The organism is Pseudomonas sp. EB271-G4-1, from assembly GCF_058791355.1.
On the sequence record NZ_JBYTEO010000008.1, the window covers coordinates 36962 to 53672 of the forward strand.

The following is a 16711-nucleotide window of genomic DNA, read 5'->3' on the forward strand; positions in this document are numbered from 1 at the left end:
CACCGACTCACCAGGTTGATGATGTCTAGGATTCGTGCTTCTTCCTAAAGGCAAACCAAACTGATGAATCTCAAAAAGTATTAGAGGCTTCATAACACGCAATTTACTTGCGCATTACGTACCTGAAGCCTCTAAACCTTCGGTTTGTGAGCAAACATTTCAAAGCCGCAAGTCAGTCAGCGATAAAACCACGCGTACGCCACTGCTGCCTCACAAAATCACCGAAGTTATAACCTTCCCCAAGGTCGAGTCCGTCGGCGTGATCACAAACGATAATCTGCGGCCTCACACCAGTTTGCTCTGCAGTATCATCACAAAACTTAGCAAGTTGAGTAAACATGTTCGACACCGCATCGATGTCGTCGTGCAATGCGACACCCTTGGTGTCATCAGGCCTTAAATTATCAGCTACAAAAGTCTTGCCATCGTCCTTGGCAGGAAAATAAACCTGTGTAGGTTGGTCAAGGAATAGAATCGGCGGAATCTTGCACTTATCGGCCCTGGCTGCAAATTGATAATGTAGCGCCATGAACAAAGTAAGGTGCGAATAAACCCAGTTTGCACCACTCCCCATAGACCTGAGAAATACCTTTTTGAAGGCTTCTTTCTCATGCCACAAGTCGAAGCTGTTTACGTCAAACTTTAGAGAACCCGTCTTGTACGTTTCTTCGAAGTGGAATTTCTTACCAAGCTCTTTCATTTTCTTGTTGATGTCTCTCGCCAGCCTGTCCAGCTCGATATCAACATCATACTCATCAAGTTGGGCCTGGTATTTCTTAACCTCCGCCTCCCAATGATCCTTCATCTTCTTCAAGTCAGAAGGCGGGTTCTCGATGAACCTGTCGATTTCGATCTCAAGCAGCAGCTTCGTTTTCTTCGGAGCATCCTCCAACGAGCTGGCCTGGGCCAGTCGCTTTTCCTGCTCTTCAAAAGGCTTGAGGGAGGTCTGGACTTCTTTGAGCTTCTGACGAAATTCCTTGATATCTTTCCTCAGATCGCGACTCTCCTGCCCCAGGCTCTCCCGCGCAAACGACGAAAGCTTCAGTTCAGTGTTCAGCCACTCGATGGCCTGTGTCAGCTTGTTGGCCTGATCCTCCGGGATATCGGAGTGTGACTCGCACACCGGGCAGAACGTGTGCTCAAGGTCAGTGGAGCGGGGAATCGTCAGCGAGGCATACGAGACACCAATTCCCTTCGCCTGCTCGACAGAACGCTCAAGTAGATTGAGACGACCGATCGCCGAACGCAGGTCGGCAACGTGTTTGGCCTTTTGGTCACGCAACGAGTTGAGCCTCTTCTCGTAATCATCGGCCAGCCCATCCACAGAGACTGGGGTGCTGTTCATCAGCCTGAGCGCCTGACTTGGCTTGATGAAAATCTCATCAGCCGTCATCTCGAATAGGGGGACTCCAGCGAGCGCTTGGTACTCCGAGAGAAGCTTGCCGAACTTCCCAACTGTTTCTTCCCTGACTTTCTCGTCTTTGGGGATTTTCAGCTCAACCCGACGAAGCTCATAGGCTGCTTCGGTAAGATCCTTGGCGATATCAAAATACTCTTCCTTCACGATACCCATGAATATCTTGAAGTGATCGATGGCCTGATCCCGTTTAACCTTCTCATCGAATCGGTAAAAAATGGCGTGCTTGTTCGCGACCAGGTTCTGGTGTTGAAGCATAAACGAAGGGAAGCTGCGCACAGATGGCGTGGCACCCTTGCTACCCGTGACCTCTTTGTACATCGGGTCTTTATCAATGTTCTCCAGCGTTACGCCAAAGTACTTTCCGAGACTCTTTAGGAATGCATCTTTATGGATGTAATATCGATCGTCAAAGAAACACTCAACATGCCCCATGAGTTCTAGGACATTCTCTCCTTCTGACCCGGTGACCTCGCGTAGGAAGCAACGTTTGGATGCCGCTGCTCGCGCCAGCACAAGCGTCAGACTCGGGAACTGCAGAACGGTGAAGAACGTATCGCCACGCTCAGTCAGCTTACCATCCGGAATAGTGTCTTCACTGCTACCCAAGCAGTAGTCAAAGATCTCCAGAATAGCGCTTTTCCCGGTAGACGACTTACCGGTGATGATATTGAGGCCACGGGAAAACTCCACAGTGTGAAGTCTTTTATCCTTGTCTACGACGCCGATATATCTTACATAGCAGTTCATAGCGATTTCAGCCCCAATGACCTATAAACAGAAACGACATTTTCACCCGTAAACACCACTGCGAGTTTCCGAGCGTACTTCAACAACTGTGCATCGGCATTTTCCGCTCTGATTTTGCCTTGCGGAGCCACCGACATATCCTCATTGATCTTTATGCTCCGCTCCGAGTTAAGGATGAGTAGGGAAGCATTCGTGATCGGCTTGTATTCTTCGATCCGCGACTCCAAACCGAGAATCCGGCTGGGTTCCTGCATCAAGGTACGGATCGAGCTATTTTTCCCCGCGTAATGGAGAAACTTGTGGATAGGCTTGTAGGTGATCAAGGGCAAAACCAAGTAGCTCAGTAGGATATCTTTCTCGGTCGGATCCCAGTGATCGTAAAAGGAGTGGATTATCGGCGCGAGGGCAAATGGCGTTCGGCGCAACGTGTAAATATGATCTGCGGCATTCATACTCACGGCCATAACCTCCAGTAAAACTCTCTTTCCTCGTCATCGGACTTCACGTCAGCAAGCATGTGATAAATGCCATTTCGGAAATCGGTCGTGGTGTCTTCGAAAGTATTCAGCTGCACCACCTCTGCAGAGTGCTGCTTGAAGAAAAACTTCAGTGACTGACGCTTCAGCTGGATGGGGCATGTCTCGTCCATCCAGTCGACCATCGCACTTAGCCGACCATCCAGATGACGATCCAGATGGTTTTTCTGATAGCGTTTGATATCAAAATCCGAGGCCAGGTTGTCTTGGTACAGCTCATCAATGACCTCACCGGCAATCAAAAGCTGCAGAGCAGCGTGCCTGACGCGTGACTCGCCATCGATCTCGCGGATCTTCTGCACGAAAGGCCGATTGGCAATCTCATCAAGCACAATCGTCTGCTTCAGCGCTTCAGCATCCACCTCTGGGAAGACGCTCGAATGTTTCATGTACCGCTTGGTCAGCTCAACAGTCTTGGCGGTGAACTCCTCACAGGTGATTTCCCAGCCGGTATCGATATACCGGGTGCTGCCAATGAAGCCCAGGATGTCATCGATGTAGGATTGACGCTTCGACTCTCGTATCACCCTCAGATGATCAAGCTCGTAAGCATCGAGCCTTTCTTTGAGCGAAGGCGAGCCAGTGATGAACACCGCCCTCTCCAACACCTCAAGCAGATCATCCCTCAGCTCTGGAGCCATCACGGATCGTAAGAGCTCCAAGGTCTCTGAAGGCTTTTTCGCCTTGGAAGCGACAAACCGCTGCTCGGCACCGTCGTAGATCGCAGTGAGCAAGGCGAGCTTATTGGCAGCGGCACAGCTGTTCCAATCGGTCAGCGTCGACTTTGGCGAGTACTCCTGGTTCGTCACCAATATCAGGCTTTCGTACGCCGTATGGTCAAACGCCTTGTTCAGCCAGTTGTTGAGGGTGTTCCAGATGTTCTGGTGGCCATCCCTCAAAGCATCGGCGTAGAGCTTGACCTCAACCTGGGCCTCGTCTTCCAGAGTCACATCCCCGAAAACCTCGACCCACAAGCGCTTTCCCTTCTTCAGCTTGTGGCAGTACTCAAGCGCGACCACAAGCTGATACGTGAGTGCTTCGAAAAGCTTCGTAGCATCAAACGGTAACTTATCTGGCAATTTATCCATAAAAATTCCACGACCGCATTCGGAGCACGAGCAGATGAGTTGACTGCACTGATGGCGAGATGATCAGCGTTTTCCACAGCACTTGGCGGCGGAAAATAACTGTACGAATAGACAGTAAAACATTACCCAAATTCGACACTTGACTGTATATAAATACAGCTTTTCATATTGAATCCACTGGATGGTAGCACTTCAAACTCGATGATCGCAAAGGGCTATCAAGCAATTGAGCCGAGCCAATTTCATCGAACTATCAAAGGGATATCCATTGGATACCCGAAGGCTATTTGGAGAGTATCTTTAAGGTATCCCTTGTATCCGAAGGGGTAACAAGAAATGCGTGGCGCACTGGCTGATGGGCGAGGCCAAGAGAGTAGCCAGAGTTCAAAAGAAGCGCTGATACACTCAGTGCATGCTCATTAGGAATGTCAGGACAACATATGGAAACTTACACTATTCCTCAATACTTAATATCTGCAGTTGCCGACTCCGTTTCAACCTTTGAAACTCATGCCAGTTTGGACAGCTTGTTCATGTACGCCAACGCTCCAGGCGATCCCCCGGAGGGTAGCAAGGCCGTCAAAGCGCAGGAGTGGCTGCGCAGGATCAGCAAGGAATGCGGCGCGGATGCACTACCCATCGTCGGTCGCATTATCGAGAAGTATATGGAAGATGAGGAAGACACCTCTGGGCGCTTCTGGATAAATCCGCAGCAAGCCAAAGAGCGGAAGGCAAAAATCAACAGGATCAAGGATGGATTGGAGCGTGCCGGACTCACCTACAACCCAGGAGGAATGCTCACCAAGGGCGAGGGGCTAGCGACCAAGACGCTGTCCGAGCTCATCAAGAGCCGCAATATCGGCGCCATCGACTTTGAATTCGAGCGTGCCATCAAGAACATAGAGTCGAGCCCACGGGAGGCCGTGTCGGCAGCGTGCAACATCCTCGAATCGGTGTTCAAGGTGTACATCGAAGAGCATGACCACCTCATCATGCCCGCCAAGCAGGATCTGCAGGCTGTCTGGAAGATCGTCAGGGCTGATCTGGGGTTAGACGCATCAATACTTGAGGAGCGAGACCTGCAGGAGATCGTGACGGGGGTGGTGGCGACTGTCCATGGCATTGGTGCACTGCGCACTCACGCCAGCTCGGCGCACGGTGCGGGAAAACGACCCTACAAGCTCAAACCACGACATGCTCGGCTGGCGATCCATGCGGCTCATACCATCGCTGCATTCGTTCTGGAGACGTGGGACGAAAAGAGCGGTCGATCCCAGACAATCTGATCGCACTGCCACAGATCCGTTGCATCGACTCTGGTCGCACACTCAGTCGTCTGCCGGTTCAGTCACGCGCGCAGATCCGAAGGGATTGGCGCTGTTTTTTACGTCTGTGAGCAGCCGCGCATAAGGAGATGCGTTAAGCCCGGGCCTGAGGAACGTCACACAAGAACTCCCTGCTCCAGCCGACCGATAAGATCGAGCACGGCATCAGTTTCTACTCTAGTCCCCACCATCTCCAAAGGTCGCTTCGATCCAAGCCCAAGAATCGGCGAGTTCATCCATTGCGCAACAGCAACAGCATCGTTTTCGAATAGGAGAAGGCCTTGCACAAAGACAGCTATCAGTGCAACCAAGCGGTCGCTTTCTAACGTAGTAAATCGCCCTGTCTTCGCCCTACGCGCCAACGTTACGGGCGACAAGCCAATGGATCTGGAGATCACTCCTCGCTGCATATGCAGTAGGGTCGCAATCTTATCTAGGTGCTCGAAAGGCAGGCCTTGGTGTATGTGCTCATGCAGTCTGGTTCCGCGCGAAGGCAGTCCTAAAGCAGACCATATGCAATCAGAGGCGGGCGAGCCAGGTTGATATTCCTTGATCGATAACAGCATCTAAATGTCCCTCTGACAGACCTCAGACAAGCCGGGCCGAGGGCCCGAATCAGCGACATCCCCCTCGGCAGCAGGCACCACTTTGCGACTTACGAAACCAGAGCATGACAAGAGCTTCAAGCGTAGATAATGTCACTGCCATGAACAACTCAAAGCCCTCACCTGTTACCAGGTACCTTGCTCGCAATGAATCAGAGCGCGCAGATGCCTTCAAGGATGACCAGGATATTTGTGATTTTCTGACTCTGTTGGAAGACGACATTCTGAGCAACCCTGAGGGTCTAATCGCTCTGGACTCGTCGTTCATTGCTCGACTCGAATCTTTGATCGGCGGTATGGATGTTGACATCAACTCTCCGCTTTCGGCGGATGATGAGTGAAGCAATGCCCTTTTACAGATACTCGCGCAGATGACTGAGCACCGGCTCCACCCCATCACTCCCAGTTCAATTCCTACAGCGACACTGGCTCGAGCAGATGAGCTTGTAAGGAAGACTGCCTTCCTCGCTGGCCTGGTCGCACCAGAGACAGCTGCATGCTTGAGTGAACTGCTGAAAATCACCAACGCCCATTATTCAAGCCTGATTGATGGGAACCCTTCTGAGCCAGAATCGCTGGAGCGTGAATTCGTACTTGAGCACCATCAGCGCGCCTTCAGTGACATCCCGGAGCTGCGTCGACGCATCGTCGTGGCCGTGTGTCAGCACTACAAGCTTCTCCATAGGCGAACATCCCGTAATGGCATCGGAGCTTTCGCTCGGGCTCTTACGTTCGAGCATTTCGCGCTGCTTGGACTTCACCCGCATCTGTGGTCGCTTTCGCGCGGCTTGGGCCGTAGGCTGGGCGAGTACCAGTCTGCTACTGCTATGAATGAGCCCATTGGTGAAGATGGACTCGAGGGTGCTCAAAAACGCACAGACGGAAGGCAGCTAGCCTTCATCGACTTCATGCTTGATGTCTGCCATGACGAAGTAAATTACATGACAACCGCTCTGAGTCGTCACCAGCTTCGTGAGTCCGTTACCCATGCGTACAGAACAGACTCGCGATTGACGAAAGCTGGCGTCAGCCCAGACACGATGCCTGCGCTCCTAGCGCTGTTAATCCAAGGCACACTACCCCGCGCCGAATTCGTAACCTTCACCGGCCTTCCACGTGCAACAGCGAATGATCAACTCAACCGGCTACTCAAGCTCGGGATAGTGGTGATCCCGCCATCTAACCTACATGGGCTGGAGATTGGTTTACCGGCCTGGTTTGCACTCGATCTACTTCATGATTTTCATTTAGCAGGTGCTTGAGCCCGAATGGCCGATAAGGGTTCCGGGAACGCACCTCTCGAACTCCAGCATTAAGGACTATGGCCTACATCCCAAGATACAAATCAGGCTTCTTGTTACTGACGTAAGACCGGCCTTTCTTCAGAACCCGTTGCGCCTCAGGAATATCCAGCTGAATGACAAGGGGAGCCACGCCCTTCGTAACCTTGAGCGCAGGTTCATGTCCGCCTCCGAGGTCTTCCATGACCTCCAACACGCGCTCGGTCTCAGTCGCATCAGGATTAGCCGCCAGCTCACGCGCCAACGCACGGAGCTCCTCCAGACCCAGGTCACTGCCAGTGTCGAATTTCCGCCCCAGTACCATGCTCACGGCCTTGGCAAAAAGGTTCATGCTGCCGTCATCGCTGTTCATTAATTCTTCTCCCGTGTTCCTTCAGCCTAGCATGTGCGGTCTAGCCGACGTAAAGGGGTCTGGCATCAATCAAATGCCTCCGCACATCTGATACTGGGTTTCTGTATCGCCCATGCACTCAGTCAGCAACGTAGCCCTTACGACGATACAAGTCGTTGTCCTTGATGATCTTCGCTGCCCCCTCAGCTTTGAGCAGCATGTACCCCTTTCTGTTTAGCCAGCGATATAGGGTAATTGGCAAGACCTTGAAGCCGATCGACTCAAATCCCAATTTCTCGTAAAGCCTTGTCAAACCCTTACCACCTCCCGGCGAAGCATGCAGGAGCAGCGAACCATCTAAGCCAGCCCGATATGATGCAATGATGGCCGCGTCAAAAAGCACCTTACCCACCCCTTCTAGCTTCAGTTCCCCGAAGTACTCCTTGTAAAAGCCTTCAGGAGCAGAGGAAATGAACCACGTATAGGTCTTGGAACCATACTGGTTTGAATTGCACAGGTAGCGTGGCACCAGGGTCATCATGCCAACGGGCACGCGCTCGCCAAGCGCGTTACGTGTAACCATCGTGAGACCAAAAGCTCGGTGCGCATTACGTGTACTGAAATGCCCATGGTTGTGCACGTCCAGCAACCAGAAATTAGTCTTCCAATTCCAATTCACATCAGCACGGATCTTTTTTGCAGGATCAGCAGCTCGGTCAACAGCGGTGCGAAAACTCGCTTTGATCATGGGCTGCATCGTGTCATGCCACCAGGCAACGTGGTCGGCAGTCATAGGCACGATCTCAACCTCGACCTGGCCCAACGGTTTACCCTCGAAGGAAGAGGCTTCTACAGCGGTAACGTATGGAGGGACTCGGGCCGGATCCGGGTAGAGAGCTTCGGATGTGACGTGGTCTGACTCGAGCTCAGACGAAGGGTCGAGCTCAGACATAGGCGGGGTGACGATTGATGATGGCAAACGACTCATTCCTATTCAGCAGCTAGGTGGCAGTCGGCCATTCTGTTAATGACCAACTGGATGCGTCAAGGCACGCATATCTCTAGGACGGTCATCTCCGGTGCGACCATCATCTGCAGGGATCGAATCCGCTTACTACCAGCGGGTTTGCGAGAACGACTGAAATCGCGATCAGCGTCAGTACTTGCGCTGTTACCGCGAGCGCATGGCTTTCATCTTGGCCTGGATGGACGCCTTATTGGCATCGATCTTGTCAGCGTCGGTTTTCGGTGAGAGCAAAGCCCGCTCTTTCTTGCCCAGGAAGTAGTGCACTCGCTCAATACTCCGATTCGATGGGTGTGGAAGACCGTTCAGCACCTGAGCTGGGTTTACCAGGCCCTTCGACTCAAGGTGGGTGAACACCTTCGACACCTCGTCGCCAAGGGGCACGTAGAGGCAATCCGGGCCCAATTGTCGGATCTCCTCGACCAGTGTCAGCTCGATCTGCTTCAGCAAGGCTGGCTGCTTGACCATGGATGGCTTGCCACCGTAGTCATCACCATCGAAGAAGACAGGGTTGCGTAATGCCGAGGTGTAATGGGCAAGATGGCTGTAGGCCCCAAACAAGTCTGAGCAGTTGGTAATCCCCAGCAGATCGTCAAGTCCAATGTGGTTGAGCATCGCGACCAGGTTGGGACGCATACCACCTGAAAAGCTGCCAATTTTTTTCGCCTTCTCCTTGGCCACCTCAACGCTGTCCCCGTTGAGTAGCGACTTCCGCGCTTCCTCCAGCGCATTGAGCGCCTGCTGTTTGCCGGGGGTGATTCCACAGATCACGACCTTGGCGTCGCGGTTGATATGGTCGAAGGGGGCGTAAAAGGTCTGGAAGCGTCCATCCGTGGAGACAAGCAGCTTGTTGGACATGGGATTCCCGTAGAACGAGGCCTTCGGGTTGCTGATCAGGTCGTGGTAACGCTCAAATGTGCTCATGCTCAAATCTTTGGCTCGGCTGAAAACAAGAGACTAGTCGAGGGATTTAACTGTGCCTATACAGCAAACCCGAAACGCCGCGTTTTGCCATACTTTCGCCGCGTTTAGCCGTGACTCGTCGAGAGAGATCAACTCGCTGCAGAAACCGCAAATAAAGATGATTTAATCAGAAATATTTTCGTTACTGCTACTAGAGATGCAAAGACGTGCTCGGAGAAGGTGTTTTGAAAGCGGCAAGGGACATATCATTGACGTATCGATAACGTCCGAAACGTTGTTCAAGCGACGACTCGAGCGCAGAGCACTTTGAATACAACCTCTCCTCTCACTGCCGCGAAGTTTGGCACTAAGGGGCATGTCACTCGGCAAACGCATCATGGCGGAAGCACTCTCCACTACAGTGAGCTACAAATCCTGAAGGATGCATCAAGCTTACCGGCCTAGATTGCACTCGATCTCCTTCCTAACTTCCATTAGGTATGCAGGCGGTGCGCGCAGGAATTTCAACCAGATCGACCACACCGTGTAATCACCAGGTCAAGCCGCAACAGCGCATGGGTTGCCTAGCTAGGATCCTAGCGGACTACCTACCATTCAAACAGAGTTCAGCAGGATAGAAACCAGCCATCGGCCTGCAACTTTTACTTGTTGTCTCCAAGGTATCCAAAGGCTCACGTCCCATGGCCTCCATCAAAGCGTTAGAAAGCCACACTGCGTCGTGCATGCTGAACGAATAGCACATGAAATCGAAAACAAGCTCTACTCCACCGTCCTCAACCGTGTAGACCCTCACCCGCTCAGTTTTGTCGCTCTCCTCCATCGCGAGCTCAACAACATAGATTTCATCTTCTGTCTCGTGGCAGTTAAACCTGCCATTGGCGCAGTAACTCCACTCTCCGGACACTCTTTTACGATATGTCCTCTCAAACATACATTCGCGATCTGCTGGCGTTGGCACAAACCCTGCGAGATTTCCTACGGTAATGAGCACAGCATCGTAAAGACAGCGTGCGATATCCTCTGCTACGGCGTCGACGAACCTAATAGGCATGATGTCTAAATTTACCCTGACGTAGTGATCTCCCTGTCTGGATACCTGGCACGAATACAGTTCGTCATATTCCCGTCCACGCCAACAGATGAATTCGCGTTCTGCAAAAAACACTGCTGGTTGCGCCCTATCTTCACTCATAAATGTCACCATCACTAATGTTCTTAAACATCTAATCGGACGGGTCGAGGGCAGGCTTTAACGTAGAAGAGAAATATTTTTTTCGTAAGATCAGATTATGATCAATACCGCTGTAGATTAACGATGTTTTCATTACTGGCTGAGCCAGGCCAGATAAGCCCGAACCAGCAGTCGCCTCCGCCCGCGAAACATATTTGGCGTAACTGAAAGCTGAACAGGGATGGGAGTCAGCACGACAGGAAACTGTTGGTTATACCCATGAAACGATATGTAGCGCTCTGCTCCATGTCCCGTTCCAACTCGCGAGCCTCCTCCCGAGTCGAAGTTACTTTCACCAGGATATGACACCGCTGCTCTAGAAAGGCCTGCCTACCAGCTTCTGTTTTCAAATCGAAGCCAGTGGCTGGTGAATAGAAGAACAAATGCTTCGCTAGTATCGACTGCTTGCTCATCACGTCACTCGGGTTGCTCCAATCCCCTCCTTCCTTAAGCTTGAGACGAGACTGCCGGGATTGCCTGTGCTGAGACAGTCGTCTGCGCAGGTTGCCGCTGATACCCACCTTCAGCAGCCCGCCTTCATCAGTCACGATCTCATAAAGCCCTGGTGCCGTAGGCACAGTGGTTTCGATCTCGGAAAATCGAATTCTAAAACTCCGTTCAATCACGTTGATATTCCGAATGGCCTCTACTGCTTAAATCAAAACACAGCTGGACGATGGGCCGCGATGATTGGAACGCAAAAAATCACATCCACACCTTCGCCCACAAGACCTACCGCTTGGCATGGTCGGCAATGCCTTTCTCGTTGGACTTGTCCAGACGCCTCACCAGCAAGGCCGCGTGGCGTCAGAAAAGGATTGAGATGGCTTCCTCGGCACACGCGGGACGATCAAAGGCGACAACACGAAGAGGTTGAACTGGTCGAGTTTGTTGCCTACAGCTATGGCCCGATAAACACGCTGTCGGAGCCAGTCACGTCAGCCCGCTGTGAAGCTATATGTTGATTGCCTACGTGATTGCCGGCTAGAAAAACAAAGCCCCGGAGGTTCGCGGCTCCAGGGCTTCTATTTTCGCCTCCATCCCTTAATGGTTTGACGAACGTAGCCAAGACATTATCAGCGTCGCTTTGGTATTTCACTACGACTTTGGATAAACGTGTTCGATCAGCGAAGCAACGAGGAAAACGTTATGTCGTGTTTATCATGGACGCCGTTTCAACAGGAGGACTGCAAATGGATCTGAAATTCAGTCACGTAGATGTACTGGTCAAGAATCTCGACGAAGCCTGTGCTTACTACGCGCAGATATTTAACGCCAGGATCTCTAAAACGCTCGTCTGGGAACGAGGTGGTCTGCATGTGCGCTACGCGATTGCGTTGATGGGCCAAGAGCGCTTCATGTTGGTACAGCCGTTGGCGGGGAACCTGAAAGAGCTATTGGATACGTCGGGTGAAGGGATGATTTACCGCCACTGCTACTCGACACCGGACATCGAGAAAGCCTATGACGAATTGATGGCCGCAGGTGTTCAGCCAGAAGACGAAAATGGAAAGCCATTGGCTCGTGCGAACCTGCAATCCCCGTCTGGGGCACGCATCATTTGGTTGCCCAAACGATTCGGGCACTTCTCTATTGAGATACTGGAAGATAAAGCGCTAGAGGCATTTATCGAGTCTGCGTTTTCCTAAGAAAATTCAGCAGTGGGTTTGGGCGTCGTGGGTAGGCCAAATGACGTGAGGACGTCGAGCCGGGCTTAAGCCCGAAGGAACGACAGGCATCATCGTTTTAGCTTCCCAGAACAAAGGACTCTGGCTTCGCTGGCTGCTGGATTCAAAAAGACTTTATAGTCGACTATAGAGCGTGCCCGGAGCCATCCGTGTCTTCAGCACCCAAAAACCTATTGATCGAATCTGTTCTTACCACTGCCCCATTTTGCCCGACCATTTGCTGGAGGATCTGGGCGACCGAAAGGAGTATGAAAATGCTAAACCGTCCTGACAAAGACTCGCTTCGTGCGATGCTCGAATCTCAGGTTCAACAAAAGCTACTGGACGATCCGGACGCGCTAACGACTTATGCAGCGCAGCGAGACCCTGAGCGGAAGCCCTACGTTAGTAAACGCACAGTCCAGGATAAGGCTTTTGACAAAGAGCTTGATCAGATGCGAGCCGATGCTGAAGCCGGAGTAGTACGTAACCCAGAGCGTCTGCAGACGGGGAAAGGAGAGCCTAATCTTGCACTTGATGATTATCCCGGTTTGAAGCCAGCGGCCACTGTACCGAATGAATGGTGATCTCCAACGCTTGTGATGATGTGATCTGTAGCATCTGCGCCGGAGTAAAAGAAACACGCCCCTTACCAATGTCTTCAGAATGAGGCTGTGTGCATGTGTCGATGAACCTTGGACAGATCAAAATTAGGGCATCCATGCCATGAGCATTCAAGCAAAGCTTCTTCACCTTCAAGCGATCCAAAACCTCCTCGCGCCATACCGCTACCTCTATTGCGTAGACCTTGAGGCAACCTGTGATGAGATTGATGAGTCGGAATCGCCAAGGCCGCTCGCAGTCGTTCCCGATCAGATGGAAACGATTGAGATTGGCCTGGTGATGATTGATTTGGAGTCACTTGAGATCGTCGATGAATTCCAGCGATTCGTCCGGCCTCTGATCAATCCCACCCTCACCGATTTCTGCAGAAAGCTTACGTCCATTCAACAAGCAGACGTGGACGGTGCCCGAACCTATCGAGAGGTTGGCGAAGAGCTACGACCGTTCGCTGCGTGTTATCCAAATGCAGCCTGGGTGTCATGGGGTGACTATGATGCAAGACAGCTTGAGCGTGATGCTGGTTTAGCTGGGTGCCCTTCCCTGCTCGAAGGCTTGCCACATTTCAATGCCAGGAAATGGCATGCCGGCTTATATGACGATCGACCGAAATCACTTAAGCAAACGGTAGAGTCGTTGGGCTTGGTTTGGCTGGGTACCTATCACCGAGGGATCGACGATGCTAGGAACGTTGCATCCATCATCAAGGAGATGCTCGGCTGATTAGGTCAGCCGAGCCCATTGGGCCGAAGGAGCGACTTCCCATTTAGGTCACCCCTCAGCTTAGCTCTAGGCATGCTATGACTCGCACACAGAATGATTTGAACACAACCTTCCTTCCCAGCTCCCGAGAGGTCTCTGCTCTCAAGCAGAGGATCACAGCGCCCTGTCATAAATTGTCGCAGCTCAGTCCAGCATAAATGTTGGAATTATGGAGTCATACCGGTACTCCTAGAACACCATTCTTTAGCAGGGAACGCACCATGCAACCAAGATTCAAGGTGATCGAGACCACCAGACTGGACGATGGCGTTAAGCAATATCGGATTGTAGATCTCGTCGAGGGAGGCTCAGCTAGCAAGCATGGGGTGTTCAAGATCAGGGGAGAGGCAGACGCCGTCTGTTCGATTCTGAATGCAGAGCATCCACGTCAGAATAGTGTAGGTCGTGCGTCCCTGAGCCTATGATCCACTCGAGTCGGAACGCCAAGCGCTGATGTTTTGTAGAACTGCTAATGCCTAGAGCGCAGTCATGGACTCGCGTTCGGAAAGGATGTTTTCAAGGCATTCTTGATTCAGTCGCTGACACTCATTTTCGGCTTCTTCTCGAGCTTGGTAGGTAGCCGTCAGTCGTAGCTTCTCTTCGTTGTCATAGATGTTGAAACCTATGGGTGCAGTCTTGCAGTAGAAGCGTGCTCCGTTACGCATTGATCCCGTTTCTGTTGGTATTGCAGGGACAACAACAAATCTCGAAATCATCTTCAAGCCCTCTCCAATTCCCCTTAACTATTAGCGGCTGTTAGCCACCATAGCAAGGATGGAACATCGGTTTCCGATGAGGGGCACGACCGGCCACTGGCGCTGGCTAAAGTCGTTTAAGGGTTCGAGAATTGTGTTTCTAAAACTCACCCACTGGTACGCTGAGCTCTTCCACGGAGGAATCACCATGTCGAACGCAGTCCTGCTCCCTTCCCTACTGCTCAGGATCAATCAGAACCAATTGGCCCTCGAAGCCGTAAACATGGAGTTGACGCTGTGGGTCGAACAGCGTGGCGCTTGCGGTGCTGATGACGCCGGATTGACTCTTCATGACAGACAGCTAACGGCTTGGGATTCAACCGGTCGATGCAACAGCATTGGTTCAATCTTTCAGCGGGTGTTTCGTAGTTAGGAGCTTGCCGGAGAAAATGTCCGGGGGCGAGACTCGCTCGCCCTGCAGCCCTGCCATACTGTTCAACATGACCATGAGGGAAACTATACGCAGCCTATGCACGTTGCTGCTTACAGCCATCACACGGGTTTAGTGTACAAAATCTCCGTTTTCTGCATCCTCCCCTGTATAGGACAGGGCGGCACCTTACCGGAGGGTGAGGTGTTGCGCTCAGTCTTCGCGGCCGCCCGGGATAAAAACCAACTCACAATAAAAAGGTCTCATCGAGCACTTTTTTACGCGTGATTACAGGAAACTATACGTGTAGTTGAAAATTAGGCGAGTCTGGTCTTGGTCGGCAATGCTTTCACCGCTGCCACGGTAAGTACCGTGACGCACAGTGGCCCCGAAGCCTTTGAGCACACCTGTTTGGAATAAGTAGTCGACACGCATGTCGCGTTCCCACTCAGAGTAATCGCCGTTGCCACTCTTGTTCTTGATGTCGTCGCCGCTCAGATAGGCGATCGACGCTTTCAAGCCTGGCACGCCGAGGCGGGCGAAGTCATAGGAGTACTGGCCGAAAGTGGTGTTCTCACCAGCGCGGGCGAACTGGTTGACCATGCTGTCGGTGAAAAGGTAGAAGCTAGAACCACCGGCGCCTTCAGGGCGGTTGTTACTGTCGCGTACGCTACCCTGGTTAAGCCAGACAAAACCTCCATCGTCGCCAACTTGCTGGTGGCCCAGCAAGAACGCGTGACCAACCAGGGTGTAGGTGAACATGGCGCTCCAGGTCTTGTTGGCGACCTCGCCAGTGTCCGTGGCAAAACCACCATTGTTGTCGAAGGCATAACCGGCTTGGCCGTTCTTACCATCGGAACGGCTGTCGAAGTAGCGCAGGTCGGTCTTGAACGATTGGTCAGTGCCGATGGGGAAGACGTGAACCAGGCCCAGGAAATTTTGCGTGTAGTAGTTTTCCAGGTTCGAGTAGTAGTACTGAAGGGTCAGGTCTTTGGTGACCTTCCAGTCTACACCGCCAAAACGGAACTGGTTGCTGTCCTGGGTACCACCGGAAACGGCAAGGCCGGTGCGGTTGCTCGAAGCACGACCATAGGCGTGTTCCAGCTGGCCGGCAGTAATGGTCAGGTTGTCGATTTCCTTGGAGGTGACGATGCCACCATCAAAGGTTTGCGGCAGCAGGCGACCGTCGTTCGCGATCAGGATCGGTAGGTTTGGCGCGAGGGCACTGCCAAGGTGACCTTCAGTTTTGGAGATGCGTGCCTTGACGTTGCCGCCGACACGGCTCCACTCATCTACCGCCGAACCATCGGTGTCACTTGGGAAGAAGGTGTTGCTGTCCGGGTGGTGCCCCTTTCCGCCATCGAGGTGAATACCCCACAACGCTTGAGCGTCGAAACCGAAACCTATGGTACCTGGCGTAAAGCCGGACACGTAATCGAGCTTAAAGCCCTGGGCCGATTCGCGCTGGTCAGCACCGCCTTCACGGTTGTCGGCGTTAAAATACATGGTTCGGGAACTGAGCGCGGCTTTACTGTCTTCAATAAAGCCGGCAGCGCCGGCTTGCTGGGCCAATACCCCGGAGGCCACGGCAAACGCCAAGCTGGATTTGTACATGTATTGCTCCTGTGGTTTCTAATTCTTGTGTTCATAGGCCGGGGTCTTATTGCCGCCTGGCCGCTGATGCGCGATTAGCACCAGTGTCCTGTCTCGCAAATAAGTTGCCTCTTGACGACTGCCTGTCGCCGCCATGCTGCGTTGCGACTCCTCGCCATAGCCCGGCCATGACTCGTCGCGGTGCCTTGCCTGACAGCAGGCGGTCGTCAAAAGGCAACTTGTTTTTTTCGAGACAAGCCACTACGGCATCCACGTATCGGCTGGGTGCATGCTACGCAAGTCAATTAAAAGCGGTTGAACATTACGAAATTGTAATCATCTGATCATGTCCCCGTTATCTCCAGATTGCCACGATATAAATCGGCAACCGTATGGGAGGGCAATTCACTT

17 protein-coding genes are annotated in these 16711 nt (G+C 52.3%); 7 read left to right on the forward strand and 10 right to left on the reverse strand.

Features of this window, described 5'->3' with window-relative positions; genetic code table 11:
* Positions 1 to 172 precede the first annotated feature (172 nt).
* The 3 genes from AC3WWR_RS06100 to AC3WWR_RS06110 are packed head-to-tail and all read right to left on the reverse strand — an operon-like array spanning position 173 to position 3791.
* Positions 173 to 2167 (reverse strand): DUF3732 domain-containing protein, encoded by a 1995-nt coding sequence (locus AC3WWR_RS06100; RefSeq protein WP_042955371.1) that lies wholly within the window; start codon positions 2165 to 2167, stop codon positions 173 to 175.
* Positions 2164 to 2631, reverse strand: a complete 468-nt coding sequence (locus AC3WWR_RS06105) for a three component ABC system middle component (protein ID WP_042955372.1) — start codon at positions 2629 to 2631, stop codon at positions 2164 to 2166. The genes AC3WWR_RS06100 and AC3WWR_RS06105 overlap by 4 nt, the downstream gene beginning before the upstream one ends.
* Entirely contained in the window at positions 2622 to 3791 is a 1170-nt protein-coding gene (locus AC3WWR_RS06110; protein ID WP_020797640.1) for a hypothetical protein, read from the reverse strand. The genes AC3WWR_RS06105 and AC3WWR_RS06110 overlap by 10 nt, the downstream gene beginning before the upstream one ends.
* A gap of 440 nt (positions 3792 to 4231) precedes the next feature.
* Between AC3WWR_RS06110 and AC3WWR_RS06115 the strand changes: the two genes are divergently transcribed.
* Positions 4232 to 5077, forward strand: a complete 846-nt coding sequence (locus tag AC3WWR_RS06115) for an abortive infection family protein (protein WP_042955373.1) — start codon at positions 4232 to 4234, stop codon at positions 5075 to 5077.
* 155 nt (positions 5078 to 5232) lie between these two features.
* Here the strand turns inward: AC3WWR_RS06115 and AC3WWR_RS06120 are convergent, their stop codons facing one another.
* Positions 5233 to 5682 (reverse strand): antitoxin Xre-like helix-turn-helix domain-containing protein, encoded by a 450-nt coding sequence (locus AC3WWR_RS06120; RefSeq protein ID WP_042955374.1) that lies wholly within the window; start codon positions 5680 to 5682, stop codon positions 5233 to 5235.
* 140 nt (positions 5683 to 5822) lie between these two features.
* On the opposite strand from AC3WWR_RS06120, the gene AC3WWR_RS06125 reads away from it, so the two are divergent.
* Both AC3WWR_RS06125 and AC3WWR_RS06130 read left to right on the forward strand, forming a co-directional pair.
* Positions 5823 to 6062, forward strand: a complete 240-nt coding sequence (locus AC3WWR_RS06125; protein ID WP_052024686.1) for a type II toxin-antitoxin system PrlF family antitoxin — start codon at positions 5823 to 5825, stop codon at positions 6060 to 6062.
* Positions 6063 to 6221: 159 nt separating this feature from the next.
* Positions 6222 to 6983 (forward strand): Fic family protein, encoded by a 762-nt coding sequence (locus AC3WWR_RS06130; RefSeq protein WP_146023684.1) that lies wholly within the window; start codon positions 6222 to 6224, stop codon positions 6981 to 6983.
* A gap of 64 nt (positions 6984 to 7047) precedes the next feature.
* Here AC3WWR_RS06130 and AC3WWR_RS06135 read toward each other — a convergent pair whose 3' ends face one another.
* From AC3WWR_RS06135 to AC3WWR_RS06155, 5 genes are all read right to left on the reverse strand, one after another.
* Entirely contained in the window at positions 7048 to 7374 is a 327-nt protein-coding gene (locus AC3WWR_RS06135; RefSeq protein WP_020797643.1) for a hypothetical protein, read from the reverse strand.
* A gap of 118 nt (positions 7375 to 7492) precedes the next feature.
* Entirely contained in the window at positions 7493 to 8146 is a 654-nt protein-coding gene (locus tag AC3WWR_RS06140) for a GNAT family protein (protein ID WP_146023685.1), read from the reverse strand.
* A 378-nt stretch (positions 8147 to 8524) separates the two neighbouring features.
* Positions 8525 to 9301 (reverse strand): hypothetical protein, encoded by a 777-nt coding sequence (locus AC3WWR_RS06145; protein ID WP_020797645.1) that lies wholly within the window; start codon positions 9299 to 9301, stop codon positions 8525 to 8527.
* Positions 9302 to 9884: 583 nt separating this feature from the next.
* Complete coding sequence (locus AC3WWR_RS06150) at positions 9885 to 10493, reverse strand: hypothetical protein (protein ID WP_042955401.1); 609 nt, start codon at positions 10491 to 10493, stop codon at positions 9885 to 9887.
* A 227-nt stretch (positions 10494 to 10720) separates the two neighbouring features.
* On the reverse strand, positions 10721 to 11158 hold the full coding sequence (locus tag AC3WWR_RS06155; RefSeq protein WP_256228286.1) for a GIY-YIG nuclease family protein: 438 nt from the start codon (positions 11156 to 11158) through the stop codon (positions 10721 to 10723).
* A gap of 567 nt (positions 11159 to 11725) precedes the next feature.
* Here AC3WWR_RS06155 and AC3WWR_RS06160 point away from each other — a divergent pair.
* From AC3WWR_RS06160 to AC3WWR_RS06175, 4 genes are all read left to right on the forward strand, one after another.
* Positions 11726 to 12181 carry a VOC family protein gene (locus AC3WWR_RS06160; RefSeq protein ID WP_020797646.1) on the forward strand — a complete coding sequence of 152 codons (456 nt, stop codon included), beginning with the start codon at positions 11726 to 11728 and terminating at the stop codon, positions 12179 to 12181.
* A 293-nt stretch (positions 12182 to 12474) separates the two neighbouring features.
* Positions 12475 to 12786: a hypothetical protein gene (locus AC3WWR_RS06165; protein ID WP_042955377.1), complete on the forward strand. Its 312-nt coding sequence runs from the start codon at positions 12475 to 12477 to the stop codon at positions 12784 to 12786.
* Positions 12787 to 12925: 139 nt separating this feature from the next.
* Complete coding sequence (locus tag AC3WWR_RS06170; RefSeq protein WP_020797647.1) at positions 12926 to 13543, forward strand: 3'-5' exonuclease; 618 nt, start codon at positions 12926 to 12928, stop codon at positions 13541 to 13543.
* Positions 13544 to 14485: 942 nt separating this feature from the next.
* Complete coding sequence (locus AC3WWR_RS06175; RefSeq protein WP_146023686.1) at positions 14486 to 14710, forward strand: hypothetical protein; 225 nt, start codon at positions 14486 to 14488, stop codon at positions 14708 to 14710.
* A 285-nt stretch (positions 14711 to 14995) separates the two neighbouring features.
* Here the strand turns inward: AC3WWR_RS06175 and AC3WWR_RS06180 are convergent, their stop codons facing one another.
* Positions 14996 to 16321 (reverse strand): OprD family outer membrane porin, encoded by a 1326-nt coding sequence (locus tag AC3WWR_RS06180; RefSeq protein ID WP_020797649.1) that lies wholly within the window; start codon positions 16319 to 16321, stop codon positions 14996 to 14998.
* Positions 16322 to 16711: the final 390 nt, after the last annotated feature.

Excerpts from the sequence above, each read along its gene's own strand:
- AC3WWR_RS06100 (WP_042955371.1), bottom strand. The coding sequence starts at position 2,167 with ATGAACTGCTATGTAAGATATATCGGCGTCGTAGACAAGGATAAAAGA.
- AC3WWR_RS06105 (WP_042955372.1), bottom strand. The coding sequence starts at position 2,631 with ATGGCCGTGAGTATGAATGCCGCAGATCATATTTACACGTTGCGCCGA.
- AC3WWR_RS06110 (WP_020797640.1), bottom strand. The coding sequence starts at position 3,791 with ATGGATAAATTGCCAGATAAGTTACCGTTTGATGCTACGAAGCTTTTC.
- AC3WWR_RS06115 (WP_042955373.1), top strand. The coding sequence starts at position 4,232 with ATGGAAACTTACACTATTCCTCAATACTTAATATCTGCAGTTGCCGAC.
- AC3WWR_RS06120 (WP_042955374.1), bottom strand. The coding sequence starts at position 5,682 with ATGCTGTTATCGATCAAGGAATATCAACCTGGCTCGCCCGCCTCTGAT.
- AC3WWR_RS06125 (WP_052024686.1), top strand. The coding sequence starts at position 5,823 with ATGAACAACTCAAAGCCCTCACCTGTTACCAGGTACCTTGCTCGCAAT.
- AC3WWR_RS06135 (WP_020797643.1), bottom strand. The coding sequence starts at position 7,374 with ATGAACAGCGATGACGGCAGCATGAACCTTTTTGCCAAGGCCGTGAGC.
- AC3WWR_RS06140 (WP_146023685.1), bottom strand. The coding sequence starts at position 8,146 with ATGACTGCCGACCACGTTGCCTGGTGGCATGACACGATGCAGCCCATG.
- AC3WWR_RS06145 (WP_020797645.1), bottom strand. The coding sequence starts at position 9,301 with ATGAGCACATTTGAGCGTTACCACGACCTGATCAGCAACCCGAAGGCC.
- AC3WWR_RS06150 (WP_042955401.1), bottom strand. The coding sequence starts at position 10,493 with ATGAGTGAAGATAGGGCGCAACCAGCAGTGTTTTTTGCAGAACGCGAA.
- AC3WWR_RS06160 (WP_020797646.1), top strand. The coding sequence starts at position 11,726 with ATGGATCTGAAATTCAGTCACGTAGATGTACTGGTCAAGAATCTCGAC.
- AC3WWR_RS06165 (WP_042955377.1), top strand. The coding sequence starts at position 12,475 with ATGCTAAACCGTCCTGACAAAGACTCGCTTCGTGCGATGCTCGAATCT.
- AC3WWR_RS06170 (WP_020797647.1), top strand. The coding sequence starts at position 12,926 with ATGAGCATTCAAGCAAAGCTTCTTCACCTTCAAGCGATCCAAAACCTC.
- AC3WWR_RS06175 (WP_146023686.1), top strand. The coding sequence starts at position 14,486 with ATGTCGAACGCAGTCCTGCTCCCTTCCCTACTGCTCAGGATCAATCAG.
- AC3WWR_RS06180 (WP_020797649.1), bottom strand. The coding sequence starts at position 16,321 with ATGTACAAATCCAGCTTGGCGTTTGCCGTGGCCTCCGGGGTATTGGCC.